This window comes from Thiopseudomonas sp. SA1F2-1K (genome assembly GCF_057443035.1).
The window spans coordinates 913,973-933,485 of sequence record NZ_CM172014.1 but is presented as its reverse complement, the minus strand read 5'-3'; the positions used below and the strand labels follow the sequence as shown (position 1 = coordinate 933,485).

Below are 19,513 nucleotides of genomic sequence, written 5' to 3'. Positions count from 1 at the left end.
GCTTTTTTGATTGATTTAGCTTAAAATATGCTCCGCTTTCGCCTCGACGACAATTCAGTACTGAGGCTTACTTTTAGTATTATCGAGGGTTTTATTGGATGTCTAAAGAAGACAGCTTTGAGATGGAAGGCACCATTGTTGACACCTTGCCTAACACTATGTTTCGTGTAGAGCTAGAAAATGGTCACGTGGTTACTGCACATATCTCAGGAAAAATGCGTAAAAACTATATCCGTATTTTAACCGGTGACAAAGTGCGCGTTGAGCTAACGCCGTATGATTTAAGCAAAGGCCGCATCACCTACCGCGCCCGCTAATCAGCCGTCTATTTAATCAAAACAGCCGAACTTTAAGTTCGGCTGTTTTGTTTTAGCTATTGGGCGACTGTTTGCAGTAACAACTGATCAATCACCGTGCAATCTTTTTCCGTTCGTAACTGGTTAAATAATTGCCGTGCTTCCGGGTAGCGGTTACCTAACAGGGCAAGCCATTGCTTTAAACGACCGGGGGCAAATTGTGGCTTAATTTTAATCCGTGCTTGTCGCCAAAACTCAGCTACTAAAGGTGCTACCTCGCGCCAAGTGTAAGGAGTAAAGCTACGCCCTTCCTTGACCGCTAAAATTTGTGCTGCTAAATCGGGCTGCCAAACCAAGCCACGACCAATCATCACATCATCTACGCCACTAACGGCGCGGCAGCGATGCCAATCCTCGACACTCCAAATATCACCATTAGCATATACCGGACAGTCAACCACCTGTTTTACCTGCGCAACCCACTCCCAATGGGCGGGCGGTTTATAGCCCTCAGCCTTGGTTCTCGCATGCACGACTAACTGTTGCGCTCCACCCTCAGCCAAAGCGCGGGCACAATCAAGCGCCTTACTCTTATCCTGTAAGCCTAAGCGCATTTTTGCAGTGATTTTAGCCCCAACTGGCACAGTGGCGCGAACCTCTTGCATAATTTGAAACAGCAATTCGGGCTCTTCCAGCAAGACAGCGCCCCCTCGCGATTTATTTACAGTTTTGGCCGGACAACCAAAGTTAAAGTCAACCACTGGCGCGCCTAACTTGAAGGCATAAGCGGCATTATCGGCCAAACAACTAGGGTCAGAGCCCAATAGCTGTAAACGCATTGAGGTGCCCACCGGAGTTTTTGCTTGAGTAAGCAACTCAGGTGCTAAACGCAAAAAACTTTTACGCGGCAAAATACGATCAGTGACCCGCACAAACTCACTGACACACCAATCGATACCACCAACTTGCGTTAAAATATCACGCAAAATATCGTCTACTAACCCTTCCATGGGCGCTAAAGCAATTTGCACGCTAGGTTTTACTCTTTTTGCTCGATAACTGACTAATGACTAGGCTGGCACTATCAGTGCTTGACCATACCCCTGGATAAAACTCGCAGGCATCCGTTTAGGTCGCCCCGTTGACAACTCAATACAGACGAAAGTGGTTTTGGCGCGCAATAATACGCTGGCATCCTTGACTCTGACTAGCTGGAAATGCCGATCCATACGTAAACGCTGATCAGATTGCACAATCCAAGTCGCCATAAGCAGCTCATCTCCCAGATAAGCACTGGCTAGATAATCAATTTCATGCCGCAATACTGCCATCGCCCGATCAAGCGCCTGATACTCTGCCAAACCTAAGCCTAAAGCCTGTGAATGCTGCCAAGCACAACGCTCCATCCAACGCACATACACGGCATTATTGACATGTCCCAACTCATCAATCGCCTCATCAGTCACGGTTAGTGGCACCGTAAAGGGGGCTGGCCAATCCCACTCAATGGACATCACTCTAAGCTTCCGGCTAACTGGCAGGCTTCACGCGCCAGCTCAGTGATTTGATCCCAGGCCCCGGCATTAACTAAGCTGGCTGGAGCGATCCAGGTACCGCCACAACAAACCACATTAGGTAAACTTAAAAAACTTAATAAGTTATCCCGCGTAATGCCGCCCGTGGGACAAAAACTAATACCAGTAAAAGGTCCTTTAAAACTATTCAGCATCCGCACACTAGCCCCGCCATTCGCGGGAAATAGCTTTAATGAGCGATAACCATATTCTAAAGCCTGCAATACCTCTGACGGCGTCATCACTGCCGGCAAGTAGGGCAAATCAGGATGCTTAGCCGCCTCCTCTACTAAGCCGCGACTAAAGCCTGGACTAACCGCAAACTGCGCCCCGGCATCAATCGATTGCTGAAATTGCTCAGCATGAATTACTGTGCCCGCACCAATAATCATTTCTGGTAATTGCTGGCGCATTTGAGTTAACGCCTGCAACGCATTGGGCGTACGTAACGTAACTTCTAATACCTTAATGCCACCAGCATACAAGGCTTTAGCTAAGTCAACCGCCCGTGCGACATCATCAATGACCAACACTGGCAATACCGGATATGCTTTTCTGAGTACATCTTCCATCGTCATTTTCATGGCTTATTCCTCAGTCAGAAAGCTGGCACCTTGATCGGCTGGGCTAGCCAACTGGCGCTGCGCTTTAAAAAGTTCTAGTCCATAACCAAAGGGTTCATCCGTAGGCTGCTTGGCAGGTTGACGACACGCTAGCTCCTCTGCCGTTACCTCAAGCTGTAATACGTTAGCCTCTACATCTAGGTGTATTAAATCATCATTTTGGATCAGACTCAGCACACTTTTTTCGGTTGCAGCTTCTGGGGTTACATGTAATGCAGTTAGCACTTTGCCGGATGCTCCCGACAAACGACCATCAGTCACCAACGCCACTCGCTGACCACGCTGCTGTAAGTTAGCTAGCAAAGGCATTAATGAGTGCAGCTCTGGCATGCCATTCGCCCGCGGTCCTTGAAAACGTACCACCATCACAAAGTCTCCAGTCAAGGTACCGGCTTGATAGGCTTCAGCGGCAGCCTGTTCGCTAGCAAATACTTTAGCTGGCGCTTTAATTGACCAAAACTCAGGCTTCACTGCAGAGCTTTTCACCATCGCTCGCCCTAAGTTACCCTGCAATAGATGCCAACCACTGTGCTGCGCAAAAGGCTCAGTGAAGACGCGAACAATATTTTCAGCAGGCGATGTATCTGGCAAATCGCGCCAAGCTAATTGCTCTTTATTTAAATACGCCTCTTGGGTGTAAGCACTTATTCCTTGCGCTGACGCGGTTTGCACATCGGCATGTAACAATCCCTCATGTAACAACTCACGAAGTACCCAAGCAACACCGCCTGCGGCATGAAACTGATTCACATCTGCTGCGCCATTGGGATACACCTTAGCCAATTGCGGCACGACTTGGGCTAACTGGGCAAAGTCCTCCCAGCGCAGCTCATAGCCTGCTGCCCGTGCAATCGCCGGTAAGTGCAAGCCATGGTTGGTCGAGCCACTGGTGGCTAATAACGCTACCATGCCATTGACCAAGGCTTTAGCGTTGATTTGCAGCCCCACTGGCAGGTAGCGTTCGCCTTGTTTGGTGAGTTCCAGCAGCGTTAGTGCTGCTTGCTCAGTTAGCTTAGTGCGTAATAAGGTCTGTGGATGCACAAAGGCAGATCCCGGCACATGCAGCCCCATGGCCTCCATTAGCATCTGATTTGTATTAGCTGTGCCGTAAAAGGTGCAGGTGCCTGCCTCATGATAAGCCGCTAACTCGGCAGTGAGTAACTCATCACGACTGACCTCACCGCGAGCATAACGCTCACGAATAGCGGCTTTTTCTGGATTCGACAAACCAGAATGCATGGGCCCTGCAGGGACAAATACCGCAGGTAGGTGACCAAAGTGCAAAGCACCAATCAGCAAACCTGGCACTATCTTGTCGCAAACCCCTAAGTATAAAGCCCCATCAAACACCCCATGACTAAGGCCAATAGCGGTTGCCTGGGCAATTAAGTCCCGCGAAAATAAAGACAGTTGCATAGCCGCAGTGCCTTGGGTTACGCCATCGCACATCGCCGGCACACCAGCGGCAAACTGCGCGGTTGCACCACGCTGCAATAAGGTTTTTTTTAAAATCTCAGGGTAATCGGCTAGGGGAACATGGGCTGACAGCATATCGTTATAGCTTGAGATGATGGCAATATGCGATGCTCCACCACTGCGCATAATCAATCGCTCTTGCTCAGATTCTGCCGCCATGACATGGGCTAAATTAGAACAACTTAATCCTTGCTGACGCGGACGCTCAGCGGCTTGGCGAATTTTTTCTAGATAAGCGGCACGTCTGGTCAATGAGCGCTGCTGGATCTGCTCAGTCACAGCTTCTAGTTGCGGATGTATCACGGTAGTCCTCGCTAAGGCGCCCAATAAATAGTGATAGGTAATGGACTCTGCTGAATAAAATGGCTAATGGGTAACTGCTGATTGCCAGCAAGTGCCTGCTCAAGAATGGCTTTTTTAGACTCACCAAAAATCAACACAGCCAACCAGTTAGTTTGATAGTAAGCAGTTAAATTTAAACTTAAACGCACTTTAGGTTCACTAGGTGCCGCTGCCACTACCCCTGCTACTGGCAATTGACTATTAAGCGCCAAATCCAAATTAGGCATACCAGGAAATAAAGAAGCAAAGTGCCCATCTTCACCCATGCCCAAAACCGTAGCGCGACTCGGCAATTGCTGCGAAATAGCCCGCTGCCAGCAAACCACAGCCTGCTCTGGCGTGCTTTGCTGCTGCCGTGGATCCAGATGCTGCGCGGCAGGAAGTGCTTGGGATAATAAAGCAAAGTTACTACTCTCGGCATCTGCCGCTACCCAGCGCTCATCAGTGGCACTCACCACTACCTGCGCCCAATCAACGGCTAGTTGCTGAGCTAACTGCGTTAACATCAATTTTGGGGTTGAGCCGCCGGGTAAGAAAACTAGCCCTGGCGCTTGTAACTGCTTAGCTAGTGCCTGGGCTAATGCCTTTGAACAAGCGTCTCGCTCTGTAAATATCTGCCAATTTACCTGTGACATTATACCTCCTACCCTGTTACCTACAGCTTACCATAGCTAACCTCAACCTCCCGCCTAGAGTAGAAATCAAGTAAACTCATTATTTTTAGCGGAGTATGCAATGGCTACTGCAATGGCACGCCATATTTTAGTCAAAACCCAAGCAGAAGCAGAGAACCTTAAACAGCGCTTAGCTAAAGGTGCTGCTTTTGATCAACTAGCCAAAAAATTTTCACTCTGTGCTTCAGCTAAACGTGGCGGTGACCTAGCAGAAGTTCGCCCCAAACAAATGGTGCCAGCCATTGATCAAGTAATTTTCAAAAAGCCCACAGGTGTTGTTCACGGGCCTATCAAAACTAAGTTTGGCTATCATTTAGTCCATGTATTTTACCGAGACTAAAGCCAAACCTCTTTCCCCTTAAGGTATTTTATGATTAATAATGATGTACTGCGTAGCCTACGCTATACGCTCAACTTATCCGATCCTGATTTTTTAGCACTAATTCATCTTAAACAACCTGAATTAAGTCTTGAAGAACTTAAAAGCTATTTAGCCAATGAAGAACAAGGCTCTTTTAAGCGTTGCACAGATGCCACCTTACACAACGTATTAGACAGTTTGATTATCGAAAAACGGGGACCTAGCCCGCAATCCATGGCCCCTGCTAACCTGCGCCTCACGAACAACCAAATCCTGAAAAAACTACGCATTGCTTTTTCTTTGCAAGAGGCCGAGATGCTGGAAATACTCGCCTCAGTCGATTTCGAACTCTCAAAACATGAGCTAAGTGCACTGTTTCGTAACCCAGAACATAGTAACTACCGCAGTTGCGGCGATCAATTACTACGCAGTTTCTTAATAGGTTTAGCTCGTCGTTACCGACCTGCTCTCTAACTGAACAAACTAGCAAACTAGTATGTAATAAAAAGCCCTCAATCCAATATGAATTGAGGGCTTAATGATTCATCAAATCCGCTACGTAGCAACAACTAACCTTTTACATAACGCCCAGGCGCTGGCTCAATCACCGGATAAGTACTACTACCTACCGCCTTGCGTGCTGCAACCTGTGTCCCACTGTGCTTAGCTAACCATGCATACCACTCAGTCCACCAGCTGCCTGGATGCTCTGTTGCCCCTTCAAACCACTGTTCTGGCGATTCAACTGGGGCCTCATTCACCCAATAAGAGCGCTTATTATCTGCAGGCGGATTAATCACGCCGGCAATATGTCCAGAAGCCCCCAAGATAAAGTGCGTCTCTCCGCCTAGCACTTGACGGCTTGCATAAGCACTGCGCCAAGGAACAATGTGATCCTCTTTGGTACCTAAAATAAAAGCCGGCGTCTTAATCGCAGCTAAATCCAAGGCTTCACCACAGCAGGATAAGGTTCCTGACTTTAAGTCATTCTGCAAATAAGTATGGCGTAAATACCAGCAATACATCGGCCCTGGTAAATTGGTACTGTCGTTATTCCAAAATAATAAATCCAAGGTTCTAGGTTTTTCGCCTTTCAAGTACTTATCGACGTTGTAGTTCCACCACAACTCATTGGGACGCAACAAAGAGAAGGTATTACCCATATCCTCGCCACGGAACAACCCAGGATAGCCCCCTTGCTGCCCACCAATGGTTCGCTCACGGTACTGCACCATTTCCTCATCAACAAATACATCAATCGGGCCAGTATCGACATAATCTAAGAACGTAGTTAACAGCGTTAAGCTAGCAAAGTCAGTATCCCCACGCGCTGCTAATACAGCTAATGCAGATGAGAGCAAGGTGCCACCAATACAGAAACCGACACAGTTAAGGGTTGTTTCTTTAGTTAGTGCTCGAACAATGCCAATGGCATTAATAATGCCATCTTGCACCATGTCATCCCAAGTAATATGCGCCGTATCCATATCGAAATTACGCCACGACATTAAGAACACACTGTGCCCTTGTTCAAGTAAATGACGTACCACAGATTTTTTTTCAGTTAAGTCTAAAATGTAATATTTATTAATTGCAGGCGGTGCAATTAACATGGGCCGCTTGAATTGCTTAGCTGTTTTAGGCTGGTAATGGATAAGTTGGAATAAATCATTCTCATACACCACATTACCTTCGGTTGCAGCTACCGTTTCGCCAATTTTAAAGTCACCAGCATCACATTGGCGCATCTTGCCTTCTTGCATATCACTCATCAGATGCATCATGCCACTTAATAAGCTGGCACCACCGGTTTCGACCGCTTTATGAAGTGCATCTGGATTACTGGCTAAAAAATTACTGGGCGCAGTCGCAGCAATGGCTTGCTCAACTAAATACTCTAAGCGGCGGCGAGACTTTTCCACTGAAATAGGCATGGCTTCAATTAAGCGCATAAGAAATTTTGAATTCAGTAAATAGTAAGCCGCAATGGAGCCAAATAAAGGTTTTTGCCAATAGTCACTTGAGAAACGGCGATCGGTAAAAGTAAACGGCTGCTGCATCATCAATTGCAAACCAATAGCAGACCATTCGCGCTGATAGTCCATTTGCATTTGATTTCGTACATCAGAATCAAGATTAAACCACTCGCTTACATCGTCCTGTTTGAACCAAGTATTAGTTGAAATCCAGTTTTTAAGCTGTTGAAGACTAAAATCAACCGCAAACGGTGTTTGCATTGACCAGATAGGACTGAACAGTGGCTTATTATCCATTTATACTTTCTCCATAAATTTGAGTGACTGAATCGTTTTGTTATTGTTCATGCCTCTCACAGCAACCTAAGACTCCGCTATGCCGGCAAAGAATTTTTATTTATTACAAACGCATGTTGCATATTTAATCGGTTCATCTTGATAAAATTCAGAACAAAAATGTATGAGCCATTATCCTATCAATAATTCATCAACTGCCCTACACACTCCTAATATCGAGTTTTTTATTGATTTATGTCTATTAACCAAAGGTTGATAGTACAAAAGCCTTGCTTGATCAAACTTTATTACAGATTTATGGCTCGCTCTGCTTTAAAAAACTAGCGAGAGTGATTTCACTTAATGGCTGATTCACTGAAAAATATTTAACCTCAATATCTTGTACGCCACTTGCTGAAAGTCTTTCGCGATGCATGTTGGCATAGTTTTTGGCGTTTTCTTGTGTATCAAATAGGTAAATTCCACCCGCTTCGTGTTGCGCTGCATTTTCTGTCCACAACTTCCAAATTAAGCCCGGTTCTTGGCTGATGCTTTGTGCTAAGCCCTGCATAGCATCGGTCATCGCTTGACCAAAAGGTCCGTTAAATGGAAAAGTCACCTGAATTAAAGTAGCCATACACTTTCCTTAAGAGTTGTTTCTCGATTATTACGTTCTAACCGTTGGCTATTGATTTACTGTCTGCCAACCGCCGCCAAGCGCCGACATTAACTGCGCCAGCGCTGTAAGATAATTGGCCTCATTACTAAGCAAATTTCGCTCGCTATTAAGCAATGCCGTTTGCGCTGTACTTACCGACAAATAATCCACTAAACCTGCATTGTATTGATTGGTATTAATTCGCAACGTCTCTTTCGCGGCAGCATGGGCCTCACGCTGTACCACCAACGATGCACGCAACATATTAATTTGTCCCAGTAAATCCTCGACTTCTACCAAGGCATTCAATACCGCTAAACGGTAATTAGCCACCACTTGATCATAGCGCGCCTCTGCTTGCTCTACTTTAGCTTTACGCGCTCCGGCATCAAACAAGGCCATAGCAAACGCAGGCCCCAGTGACCACACACGATTTGGGGTACTTATCCAGTGAGCTAAAGACTCACTCTGATAGCCCAAACTAGCTGATAACGTTAGGTCAGGAAAGTAAGCAGCTTGGGCTACCCCTATCTCCGCATTAGCAGCCTTAACCCGAGCTTCAGCCACTGCAATATCAGGACGCCGTTGCAATAAGTTAGCCGGTAACTCTTTGGGGACTTCCGGCACGGCTAATCTATGAAACTGTGGTTCCAGCTGCACGGCACTCGGTGGTAACCCCACTAAGCGGGCGATCGCATTTTGATAGCGATTACGCTGCCAGCTAAGCTCTAGCTGCTGCGCCTTGGCATTGTTTAACTGAGTTAACGCTTGGCTGACATCGGCCTTCGTCACCAAGCCGGCTTGATAACGTTTTTCCGTCATAGCTAATGCTCGACGGTAACTATCTAAAGTTTGCTGATACAACCCCAGCTGCTGATCAGTAATATGCAGGTTCAAATAGTTTTGTGCCAACTCAGTACGCAAACTAAGCTTAATTGCAGCCCAGTCAGCAGCACTGGCTTGCAAGTTGGCCGTACTGGCTTCTACTTGGCGGCGGATTTTACCCCATAAATCTAACTGCCAACTTAAGCCTAAGGCGACTTCTTTTGACTCACTGATTGCTTCATTGCGTGAGCTACGACTGGCATTCACACGACCATCGACACTGGGATATAACTGCGCGCGACTGCCCCCCACTAATGCTCTAGCTTCACGCCAAGCAGCTTCCGCTGCCTGTAAGCTCAAATTTTGCTGATCCAGCTGCTGCATCAGCTGATTTAACTCTGGCGCCTGATACAACAGCCACCAATTTTCGGCTACTGCTGGCACTTGTCCGGCTACCTGCCAACCATTTAACGCTTGATAGGCTACTCCCGTATTAACTTCTGGGCGCTCATAACTTGGCCCTAAGGTACAACCCGACATAGCTAATAACACAGCGAAAGTAAGTGGCTTTACAACAACTGACTGACAAGTTAAGAGCGGGGACATGGAGCAGAATCCTTATTAACGACTAAACGCGAACGCTGACGATTAAAGCGCTCAAAAAACAAATACACCACCGGTGTACTAAACAAGGTCAACATTTGACTCAGCACCAAGCCACCAACAATAGCTAAGCCTAAGGGCTGGCGCATTTCGCTACCTTCCGCTGAACTCAACAATAAGGGTAAGGCACCTAAAATAGCCGCCATGGTGGTCATCATAATCGGCCGAAAACGCTGTAAACAGGCGGCATGAATAGCCTCGATTGCTGGCATGCCCTGCTCTCGCTGAAGTTGCAAGGCAAAGTCGATCATTAAAATCGCATTCTTTTTAACAATCCCAATTAGCAAGAATAAGCCCAGCAATGAGATCAAGCTAAATTCTCCGCCTGTCAGCTGAATAGCTAATAGCGCACCGACACCCGCTGAAGGCAAGGTAGATAAAATCGTCAAGGGATGCACATAACTCTCATATAAAACTCCGAGTACTAAATACACAATGACCAAGGCCAATAAAATCATCCAGCCTTGATTACTTTGCGTACTTTGAAAGGCACCTGCGGTACCGCCCATTTTGCCTTGTACTTCGGTCGGCAAGGCAATTTCCGCCATCGCTTGCTCAATCGCCCGAGCAGCTTGATCAAGGCTTACCCCTTCAGCTAAAGCAAAGTTAATACTCTCTACCGCAAACTGTCCTTCATGCATCACTCGCTCATTTTCTAAGGTATTTTGCCAGCGAGTAAATGCCGATAGCGGCACTTGTTTGCCATCTGCCGTAACCATTTTGAGTTGATGCAGCGCCTCAGGCGAGCCGACAAACTCTGGTCCGAGTTCCATCACCACGCTGTACTGATTAAGCGTTTCGTAAATGGTTGCCACCTGACGTTGGCTAAAGGCGTTATTTAGCAATGCAGTCACCATCGCCATATCTACACCTAAACGGGCTGCCTGCTCACGGTCTACTGCTAGTGTGATTTGCTGGGCGCCACGCCCTTCACGGCTATCAATGTCAGTCAGTTCTGGTAGTTTCTTAAAAGCATCGCGCACTTTGGGATGCCATTCCCGCAAGTCAGCTAAATCACTGGCTAACAGCGCGTATTCATACTGCGAACTGCCACCTTCGCGTCCACCAATATTCATATCTTGCTCTGGCCATAAAAATAAACGTGAGCCTGCAATTTGTGGCATTTGCGTACGTAATCGATTAACAATCGCTTGCGCTCCTAAACTCCGTTCGGTAATCGGTTTTAATCGCACAATCAAAAATGCATTACTGCCACCACCAATAAAGCCGGCCACACTAGCCACATCTGGGTCTTTCAGTAAAGCTTGGCGATAGGCTTCCATCTTGGGCTGCATGGTGTGATACGACAGTCCGTCATCACTGCGAATCATGCCCATTAACTGCCCAGTGTCTTGTTGTGGCATAAAAGTTTTCGGCACGCTGACAAACAGCGCGATATTAGCGGCAATGGTAAAGATTACGCCTAACAACATAGTTTTTCGATGCCGTAGCGACCAGTTTAAGCCCCGTTCATACCCTGCTAATACCCATGCTTGAAACTGCTGGTTACGCTGCTGCCAGCGACTTTGGCTAATTGTTTGCTCACTCTCTGTTACCGTATCGCTACTCAGCCATTTTGCACAAAGCATTGGCGTCAGTGTTAGCGATACCAACAGCGAGATTAAAATTGCCACGGTTAAAGTAATCGAAAACTCGCGAAATAAGCGCTCGATGATGCCGCCCATAAAGAGAATTGAAACAAACACCACCACCAGCGACAGGTTCATCGACAATAACGTAAAGCCAACTTCTTTAGAGCCTTTAAGCGCTGCTTGTAACGGGCTCAGCCCAAGCTTGATATGACGTGCGATGTTTTCTAAGACCACAATCGCGTCATCGACCACTAAGCCGGTCGCAATAATTAACGCCATCAATGACAGGTTGTTTAATGAGAAATCCAGCAGATACATCACCGCAAAACTACCTATCAGCGAAACAGGTACAGCAAAAGCTGGAATCAGTGCTGAACGCCAATGCCCTAAAAATAGCCAAACCACTAACATCACCAAGCCAGTCGCTAACAACAACGTTTGCTCTGCCTCATGTAAGGTAGCGCGAATCACCGATGAGCGATCCATGGCTACCTGCAAATTTGCACTGGCGGGCAACACAGCTTGTAAGCTTGGTAACTCCTTCTGGATTGCCTCAATGGTGGCAATAATATTGGCATTGGATTGGCGATTAATGACTAGCAATACCGCATCTTCATGGTTAAAAAAGCCACTGTTATAGCGATTTTCAACGCTGTCATAGACCTTAGCAACGTCCGATAAGCGTAGTGCTGCGCCATCATGGTAGCGAATAATTAACGGGGCAAAACTTTCTGCCGTGTGTAATTGATCATTGGCTTGTATTTGCCAGTGCTGGCTACCTTGTTCTAGCTGCCCTTTGGGTTTACGCACACTGGCCGCATTAATCGTTTGTCGTACTTCATCCAGCGCAATACCGTAATGCTCTAAACGCCTAGGCTGTAACTCAACCCGTACCGCGGGCAGCGAGCTACCACCAATTTGCACGTCGCCTACGCCTTGCACTTGAGAAAGCTTTTGCGCCACCACAGTGGAGGCTAGATCATACAACTGCCCTTTCTCGAGCACTTCACTGGTCAGCGCCAGCACCATGATGGGAGCTTGGGTCGGATTGACTTTACGGTAGGTTGGCATACTACGCATCCCACTTGGCAACAGTTCGCGGGCAGCATTAATCGCTGCCTGTACTTCCCGCGCTGCTGCATTAATATCACGCCCCAGTTCAAATTGCACAATCACCCGCGTACTACCTTGGCCACTGCGACTGGTCATTTGCTCAATCCCAGCAATGCTGCCTAATGAGCGCTCCAGTGGTGTCGCCACAGTCGCTGCCATAACCTGCGGGCTAGCCCCCGGCAAGCTGGCTTGCACGGTAATGACAGGGAAATCCATATCCGGTAAGGGCGACACTGGCAGCAAACGAAAGCCCAATATACCCAGCAACACTATTGCCAACGTCAACAATAAAGTCGCGACTGGGCGCACGATAAAGGGAGCGGACAAACTCACTGCAACGCTCCAGACACTTTGGATGCAGAACGTTGCTGCCAGCGCTGACTAATACGCTCAAAAAACAGATAAATCACGGGCGTGGTGTACAAGGTCAGTAGCTGACTTAACAATAACCCGCCCACCATCACAATCCCTAAGGGCTGGCGCAACTCTGCGCCTGAACCGCTGGCAAACATCAGCGGTAATGCGGCAAAGAGTGCAGCTAAGGTAGTCATTAAAATGGGGCGAAAACGTAACAATGCCGCTTGAAAAATGGCCTGTTCTGCCGGCACTTGCTGATTACGCTCAGCGTCCAAAGCAAAGTCAATCATCATGATCGCGTTTTTCTTCACGATCCCAATCAATAATATGATGCCAATAATGGCAATCAAGCTCAGATCAGTACCAGTTAGTAACAGCGCCAATAAGGCACCAATCGCTGCGGAGGGTAAAGTTGAGAGGATCGTAATCGGATGAATGTAGCTTTCATACAACACACCAAGTACCAAATACATGGTCACGACCGCGGCCAAAATCAGCCATAACGTGCTTGACAGTGACGCTCTAAAGGCTGCCGCAGCCCCTTGAAACTGGCTCTGAATGGCTGCGGGCATCGCTAAGGCCTGTTCGGTTTGCTCAATTAGGTTGACCGCTTCACCCAAGGACACTCCAGGCGCCAGGTTAAAAGAAACCGTCACCGCCGGAAATTGACCGATGTGATTAACCAATAAAGGAGCCGCTCGTTGCTCAACTTTCATCAGCTGCTGCAAGCTAACTGCCACACCTTGACTACTCTTTACATGCACTTGCTCTAGTGCCTGCTCAATCTGCTGCGCATTGATCTGGCTTTCTAGTACCACACGGTACTGACTGGTTTGCGTAAAAATCGTGGAAATCTGCCGCTGGCCAAAGGCATCATAAAGCGCATCGGTGATACTGGCGACAGTCACACCCAAACGCCCGGCCATATCGCGATCAAGTTGCAAGTACAGCTCTAGACCTTGAGCTTGTAAGTCACTGGTGACGTCTTGCAATAACTCACTGGCCGCCAGCTGTTCTATCAGTTGTGGCGCCCAACTTTCTAATAGCTGAGGATCTGCCGACTCCAAACTAAATTGATAGCGAGTACGACTCACTCGATCCTCAATACTTAGGTCTTGTACTGGCTGTAAAAATAACTCAATGCCGACGACCTTAGCCAACTCTGGACGCAGGCGCTCAATCACTTGATTGGCGCTTACACTACGCTCGGCAAAAGGTTTTAAATTAATCAGCATGCGCCCGGTATTAAGGGTTGGGTTATCTCCATCAATACCAATTTGTGAAGAGACACTGGCCACCGCTTCATCTTGCAACAACACCTGAGTTAAACGTTGCTGGCGCTCACTCATCGCGGCAAAGGAAATACTCTGTGGCGCCTCTGAAATCCCTTGGATCACCCCAGTATCTTGCTCGGGGAAAAAACCTTTAGGTACCACAAGCCACAGCAAGGCGGTCAGAGCAAAAGTTGCCACTGCCACCCATAACGTTAAGCCTTGATGACGCAATACCCAAGTCAAACTATGGCTGTAATGTTCAATAGTGCGGCTTAACCAATCACGCTCAGGCGTATCTGTCACTGCTTTGGGCTTTAACAGTTTGGCGCACATCATCGGGGTGAGGGTTAAGGAAATAACCAGTGAAATAAGAATCGCCACCGCCAAAGTAATGGCAAACTCTCTAAATAAACGCCCCACTACATCTGCCATAAACAGCAGAGGAATCAACACCGCAATCAAAGAAAAAGTTAACGAAATAAGCGTGAAACCAATTTGCTTAGCCCCCTTGAGGGCTGCTTGTAAGGGTGGCTCACCATTTTCTAGGTGCCGAGTAATGTTTTCTAACATCACAATGGCATCATCCACCACAAAGCCGGTAGCAATGGTTAATGCCATTAAGGTGAGGTTATTTAAGGAAAATCCGGCGAGATACATGACGCCAAAGGTGCCAATTAAAGACAACGGCACGGCGACCGAAGGAATTAACGTAGCTGCAAATCGGCGTAAAAATAGAAACGTCACTAGCACCACCAAGGCAATTGCCAGCAACATTTCAAATTGCACATCATCCACCGCGGCACGAATGGTTTGGGTGCGGTCTGTTAACACACTCACCTCCACCCCGGCTGGCAAGCTACTAATAATCTGTGGCAGTAACTGCTCAACCCGCTGCACCACTTCAATCACATTCGCTCCAGGCTGGCGCTGAATGTTTAATAACACGGCCTGCTGTTTATTAGCCCAAGCGGCAAGCCGTTGATTCTCTGCACCATCCACAATAGTGGCAACATCGCCTAAACGCAGGGCATTGCCCTCGTTATAGGTCAGAATTAAGTTTTCATATTCTGTAACTGAGCGCAGCTGATCATTGGCATCGATTTGGGTAATACGCGATGGGCCATCAATGCTGCCTTTGGGCTGATTGACGTTTGCCCGCGTGATTACACTGCGAATATCTGCCAGCGTTAGGTTAGCTGCAGCTAACGCCTGACTATTGGCTTGAATTCGTACTGCTGGCCGCTGGCCACCGCCCAAACTGACCAAGCCTACGCCGTTAATCTGGGCAATTTTTTGCGCCATGCGGGTATCTACCAGATCATTCACTTCAGGCAGCGGAATACTGTCAGAACTAATGGCTAAGGTTAAAACTGGGCTATCGGCCGGATTAACCTTGTTATAAACCGGCGGCGCGGGTAAATCATTAGGTAATAAATTGGTCGCGGCGTTAATCGCTGCCTGCACTTCTTGCTCAGCAATCTCTAAATCAACTTCCAAACTGAAGCGCAAGCTAATTACCGAAGCACCACCCGAGCTAGTAGATGACATCTGCTCTAAGCCTGGCATTTGCCCAAACTGACGCTCCAAAGGTGCCGTCACGGCACTGGTCATAACCTGAGGGCTGGCCCCTGGATATAAGGTCATCACCCGAATCGTGGGATAATCCACCTGGGGCAAAGCTGCCACTGGCAGTAAGCGATACGCCAAAATACCGGTCAAAAATATCGCTACCATCAACAGTGTGGTAGCAACTGGACGCAGAATAAAAATCCGTGACAGATTCATTGCTTACTGACCCTGCGGCTCTGTACGTGATTCGCCACTATTGAGTTCGGTGTGCTTAAGGGTCTGAATTGATTTTTCAGCGGGCTCCTCGCTCTCATTGGCCGGTGGCTGTACGGGCTCAACTTTGCTGCCAGTACGCAAACGGTCCACTCCTTCTACTACCACTTTTTCTCCCGCGGCTAACCCCGAGAGCACCACAGTATTTACCCCATCGCTAGGCCCTACAGTGATAGGTCGAATACTTACTGTTAACTCATCATCCACTACCCAAGCAAAGGTACCCTGCACACCAAATTGAATCGCATCGGCTGGCATTAATAGTGCATCTGCTAAGGCTTTAGTATGCAGACGAACGTTCACGAACTGATTAGGAAATAAGGTTTGTTGCTGATTATCAAAGGCAGCTTTTAATCGTACGCTACCGGTACTGCTATCAACTTGGTTATCAATACTTTGCAGTGTACCTTCGGCCAACAGTAATGTTTCATCACGACTCCAAGCTTCCACCATGAGCTTTTGCTGTTGGGTATACGCCTGCCACACCTCATTTAATTGCTGCTCTGGAATAGTAAAGTTCACCGCAATCGGATTCATCTGAGTGATGCTGACCAATACTGTACTACCTGCAGTTAAATGGTTACCCGTATCGACTTGGCGTAATCCTAAATAGCCGCTGATAGGCGCTGTGATTTTTGCATAGTCTAAATTTAGCTGGGCTGTTTTAACCTGAGCTTGACGACTGACTACGCTGGCACGCAATTGGTTGACTTGGGACTGTTGGTTTTCATAGGTCTGGCGCGCAATAGAGTCATCCTTAAATAGCCCTTGATAGCGCTTAAGTTCTTGCTCGGCATTTTTAAGCTGTGCCTGCATTTCTTGTAAACTGCCTTGGGCCTGATCGAGCGCGGCTTGAAATGGTCTGGGGTCAATCTGCGCCAGCACTACGCCCTGCTCAACCCAATCACCTTCTTTAAAGTGAACCGCCTGCAACGGACCACTAACCTGGCTGGTAACTTCGGCCTGCTGCCACGCAGTGACTGTACCTAGCGCTTGCTGCTTAACAATAAATTCAGACTGCAGCACCTCAGCTAAGTGTACAGGAACCGCTGCGCCCATAAAGCTGCCACCGCGTCGTGGGCTACCGATCATTGCCCCTTCGGGCTTAGCTGTCACTTCAGCGTCTGGCTTAAACCAAAACCACCATACGCCAGTAGCTATAAGCACTAGCAACATCAGCCATACTAAAAAAGTTTTAACGCGAGATTTTTTAACTGTAGAAGTTGATAAAGCAGACATGATTAACCGTCACATTCCTTGGGAGTGTGCAAGATAGCAGGCTAATTTCAGGATGTCAGAAACTTTACGGGGAATTTACGTTACTCCTAGCGCAAAGTATGCGCTAGGAGTAACAAGATAGTAAGTTAACGAGGAAGCTGCGCAATATGATCAATAGCCTCACGAATTAAGCGCGGCCCCTGATACATAAAACCTGTATAAATTTGTACCAAACTGGCGCCAGCCGCAATTTTTTCTGCGGCATGCTGCCCTTCAGTAATTCCACCTACAGCAATAATCGGCAGCTCGCCCTTAAGCTCTTCAGCTAACACACTGACTACATGAGTACTCTTATGGCGCACAGGCGCACCGGATAAGCCACCGGCTTCATTACCAAATGCCAAGTGTTCTACCTCTGTTTTATCCAGTGTGGTGTTGCTAGCAATTACTGCATCCATTCCTGTTTCACGCAGTATTTTAGCAACCTGACACACTTCTTCATCGGTCATATCAGGCGCAATTTTAATCGCTAACGGCACCCGCTTGCCCCATTCAGCCGTTAAGTCTTCTTGTTTACGGCGCAAGGCTTCCAATAAGTTAATCAATGACTCACCAAACTGTAAGCTGCGTAAACCGGGTGTGTTAGGCGAGCTCACATTGACCGTTACATAACTGGCGTGGTTGTACACTTTCTCTAAGCAAATCAAATAATCTTCTTCAGCACGCTCAACAGGGGTATCAATATTTTTACCAATGTTAATCCCTAGTACGCCTTGATAATTAGCAGCCTGCACACGCTGTAGTAAGTAATCTACGCCATGATTATTAAAGCCCATACGGTTAATAATCGCCTGCTTCTCTGGGATTCTAAATAAACGCGGTTTGGGATTACCAGGCTGTGGACGCGGCGTTACGGTACCCACCTCAATAAAGCCAAAGCCCATCTGTGAAAACCCTAAAATGGCCTCACCATTTTTATCAAGGCCAGCGGCTAATCCCACTGGATTCGGAAATTGAATCCCCATGACATTTACTGGTAATGACTGAGGTGCTTTACATAGCGCTCCAGAAACACCTAAACGGCCAGCAGCACCAATTAAATCAATGGAAAGTTCGTGAGCGGTTTCTGGAGCCAGTTTAAAAAGAAGATTGCGAGCAAGAGAATACATAGCCAATATGTCTAACAGATAAATAAAGTAGCTGCAGTATACCCTTTAAATTTTATGAAGCACATTTCATCAAGGTTTTATATTAACCTTGGTTTAACCAACTCCTATTGCTATATCTAGCAGGGTATAAAGTAAAGGCACTAGCAAGAGACCAATCAGGAATATTGTATGAAAAATTACCAAGTCACTTTTTCAGGGCAGCTAGTCAATAACATGCCGATCGAACAGGTACAAAGCAATTTAGCTAAAATATTTAATTTGGATGCACAGCGCGTGATGATGTTGTTTACCGGACGTAAAATCGTTATTCGCTCTAACCTATCTCACGCAGAAGCTGAAAAATACCAAGCGATTCTCTATCGAGCTGGTGCTCTAGTAGAGATCGATGAGAAATTACCTACACAAGCCATTTCACCTCCTGCCACTTCATCTACTGGAGCAAGCCACACGCTTACTCTCGCTGAGCCAGGCGGTGACATCCCTACACTAACCTCGCAACGCCCAGCAATTACTAATCTTCAGCTAAACCATCTTTCAGTTAGCCCACTTGGCACACCGTTAGACGAAATACGCACCAATAAAAGCATTGTAGACTTAGCGGTATCTAGCAACTCGACATTAACACTAAAACCGAACTCTGAATCATGAGCAGCTAAGTAATGCTAGCTCTCTTAAACAACACTGCTTAAACTTTTTACCGCTCAGGCATGGACACGGCTCATTACGCCCAGCTTTCACCTGCACCGTTGGATCTAAAAAATACCAACGCTGATCAGCGCGGCGAATAAACATAGAGCACTCTTTATGTTGCTGAACTAAACCGGACTCAGCCCAGCGCGCAATAAAAGTAACCGTAGCTAAGGTTTGCTCAGGATTTAAATAATCCCAATGTAATACCTCTAGCCCTTGCCATTGGCTCCTCTGACTCCACTGCCAAATGGCAGGCAAATCTAATCCGTGCTGTTGTGCTGGATGAGTAGTATTCACCAAATAATCAATCTGTTGTTCAACAAACGCAGCATAGCGCGAACGCATTAACTGCTCTGGCGTCTCAGCCCACTGCCCTTGATGTAAAGGCAGACAACATTGTTGCGCCGCCTGTCCACTGCCGCACACACATAAAGCGCTCTTCATCAAAGATTTACCTTTAGCTGTATCACTTCTTAAACAATGCCAATTATTATACACTGCCCACAAACTGATT

At 47.2% G+C, this 19,513-nt stretch carries 17 protein-coding genes; 4 read left to right on the top strand and 13 right to left on the bottom strand.

Translation table 11 applies throughout. The annotated features are described in order from the left end of the window. Positions 1 to 98 precede the first annotated feature (98 nt). Positions 99 to 317: a translation initiation factor IF-1 gene (gene infA, locus AC2T15_RS04455; RefSeq protein ID WP_053101714.1), complete on the top strand. Its 219-nt coding sequence runs from the start codon at positions 99 to 101 to the stop codon at positions 315 to 317. Positions 318 to 373: 56 nt separating this feature from the next. Here the strand turns inward: infA and AC2T15_RS04450 are convergent, their stop codons facing one another. Genes AC2T15_RS04450 through AC2T15_RS04430 form a run of 5 tightly spaced genes read right to left on the bottom strand, consistent with a single transcriptional unit; the run spans position 374 to position 4,946 of the window. Then, entirely contained in the window at positions 374 to 1,327 is a 954-nt protein-coding gene (locus tag AC2T15_RS04450; protein WP_053101713.1) for a tRNA dihydrouridine synthase, read from the bottom strand. Positions 1,328 to 1,366: 39 nt separating this feature from the next. Continuing rightward, positions 1,367 to 1,810 carry an acyl-CoA thioesterase gene (locus AC2T15_RS04445; protein WP_486778838.1) on the bottom strand — a complete coding sequence of 148 codons (444 nt, stop codon included), beginning with the start codon at positions 1,808 to 1,810 and terminating at the stop codon, positions 1,367 to 1,369. Continuing rightward, the gene (locus tag AC2T15_RS04440; RefSeq protein ID WP_053101712.1) at positions 1,810 to 2,454 is read right to left on the bottom strand and encodes a bifunctional 4-hydroxy-2-oxoglutarate aldolase/2-dehydro-3-deoxy-phosphogluconate aldolase; all 645 of its coding nucleotides are present in this window, start codon (positions 2,452 to 2,454) and stop codon (positions 1,810 to 1,812) included. Before AC2T15_RS04440 ends, AC2T15_RS04445 begins: the two co-directional genes overlap by 1 nt. A gap of 3 nt (positions 2,455 to 2,457) precedes the next feature. Beyond that, complete coding sequence (gene edd / locus AC2T15_RS04435) at positions 2,458 to 4,269, bottom strand: phosphogluconate dehydratase (RefSeq protein WP_053103596.1); 1,812 nt, start codon at positions 4,267 to 4,269, stop codon at positions 2,458 to 2,460. 14 nt (positions 4,270 to 4,283) lie between these two features. Then, complete coding sequence (locus AC2T15_RS04430; protein ID WP_486778837.1) at positions 4,284 to 4,946, bottom strand: 6-phosphogluconolactonase; 663 nt, start codon at positions 4,944 to 4,946, stop codon at positions 4,284 to 4,286. A 100-nt stretch (positions 4,947 to 5,046) separates the two neighbouring features. Here AC2T15_RS04430 and AC2T15_RS04425 point away from each other — a divergent pair, with 100 nt between their 5' ends. Together AC2T15_RS04425 and AC2T15_RS04420 are read left to right on the top strand one after the other, a co-directional pair. Then, a complete protein-coding gene (locus AC2T15_RS04425) occupies positions 5,047 to 5,325 on the top strand; it encodes a peptidylprolyl isomerase (protein WP_486778836.1) in 279 nt (92 codons plus the stop codon). Positions 5,326 to 5,355: 30 nt separating this feature from the next. Beyond that, positions 5,356 to 5,820 carry a YehS family protein gene (locus tag AC2T15_RS04420; protein WP_053101709.1) on the top strand — a complete coding sequence of 155 codons (465 nt, stop codon included), beginning with the start codon at positions 5,356 to 5,358 and terminating at the stop codon, positions 5,818 to 5,820. Positions 5,821 to 5,915: 95 nt separating this feature from the next. Here AC2T15_RS04420 and phaC read toward each other — a convergent pair whose 3' ends face one another. The 7 genes from phaC to AC2T15_RS04385 form a co-directional block, all read right to left on the bottom strand. Further along, positions 5,916 to 7,619 (bottom strand): class I poly(R)-hydroxyalkanoic acid synthase, encoded by a 1,704-nt coding sequence (gene phaC / locus AC2T15_RS04415; RefSeq protein ID WP_486778835.1) that lies wholly within the window; start codon positions 7,617 to 7,619, stop codon positions 5,916 to 5,918. A 295-nt stretch (positions 7,620 to 7,914) separates the two neighbouring features. Next, the gene (locus AC2T15_RS04410; protein ID WP_053101707.1) at positions 7,915 to 8,235 is read right to left on the bottom strand and encodes a monooxygenase; all 321 of its coding nucleotides are present in this window, start codon (positions 8,233 to 8,235) and stop codon (positions 7,915 to 7,917) included. 48 nt (positions 8,236 to 8,283) lie between these two features. Beyond that, a complete protein-coding gene (locus tag AC2T15_RS04405) occupies positions 8,284 to 9,687 on the bottom strand; it encodes an efflux transporter outer membrane subunit (protein ID WP_486778834.1) in 1,404 nt (467 codons plus the stop codon). Beyond that, positions 9,672 to 12,782, bottom strand: coding sequence for an efflux RND transporter permease subunit (locus tag AC2T15_RS04400; RefSeq protein WP_486778833.1), 3,111 nt, complete (start codon positions 12,780 to 12,782; stop codon positions 9,672 to 9,674). The genes AC2T15_RS04405 and AC2T15_RS04400 overlap by 16 nt, the downstream gene beginning before the upstream one ends. After that, positions 12,779 to 15,865: an MdtB/MuxB family multidrug efflux RND transporter permease subunit gene (locus AC2T15_RS04395; protein ID WP_486778832.1), complete on the bottom strand. Its 3,087-nt coding sequence runs from the start codon at positions 15,863 to 15,865 to the stop codon at positions 12,779 to 12,781. Before AC2T15_RS04395 ends, AC2T15_RS04400 begins: the two co-directional genes overlap by 4 nt. A 3-nt stretch (positions 15,866 to 15,868) precedes the next feature. Next, on the bottom strand, positions 15,869 to 17,161 hold the full coding sequence (locus AC2T15_RS04390) for an efflux RND transporter periplasmic adaptor subunit (protein ID WP_486778831.1): 1,293 nt from the start codon (positions 17,159 to 17,161) through the stop codon (positions 15,869 to 15,871). A 125-nt stretch (positions 17,162 to 17,286) separates the two neighbouring features. Continuing rightward, positions 17,287 to 18,309: a quinone-dependent dihydroorotate dehydrogenase gene (locus AC2T15_RS04385; RefSeq protein WP_486778830.1), complete on the bottom strand. Its 1,023-nt coding sequence runs from the start codon at positions 18,307 to 18,309 to the stop codon at positions 17,287 to 17,289. 168 nt (positions 18,310 to 18,477) lie between these two features. Between AC2T15_RS04385 and AC2T15_RS04380 the strand changes: the two genes are divergently transcribed. Next, complete coding sequence (locus tag AC2T15_RS04380) at positions 18,478 to 18,957, top strand: hypothetical protein (protein WP_286594296.1); 480 nt, start codon at positions 18,478 to 18,480, stop codon at positions 18,955 to 18,957. Here the strand turns inward: AC2T15_RS04380 and AC2T15_RS04375 are convergent. After that, positions 18,952 to 19,443 (bottom strand): YchJ family protein, encoded by a 492-nt coding sequence (locus AC2T15_RS04375; RefSeq protein WP_486778829.1) that lies wholly within the window; start codon positions 19,441 to 19,443, stop codon positions 18,952 to 18,954. The two genes, AC2T15_RS04380 and AC2T15_RS04375, sit on opposite strands and share 6 nt — an antisense overlap. Between the last annotated feature and the right edge of the window lie 70 nt (positions 19,444 to 19,513).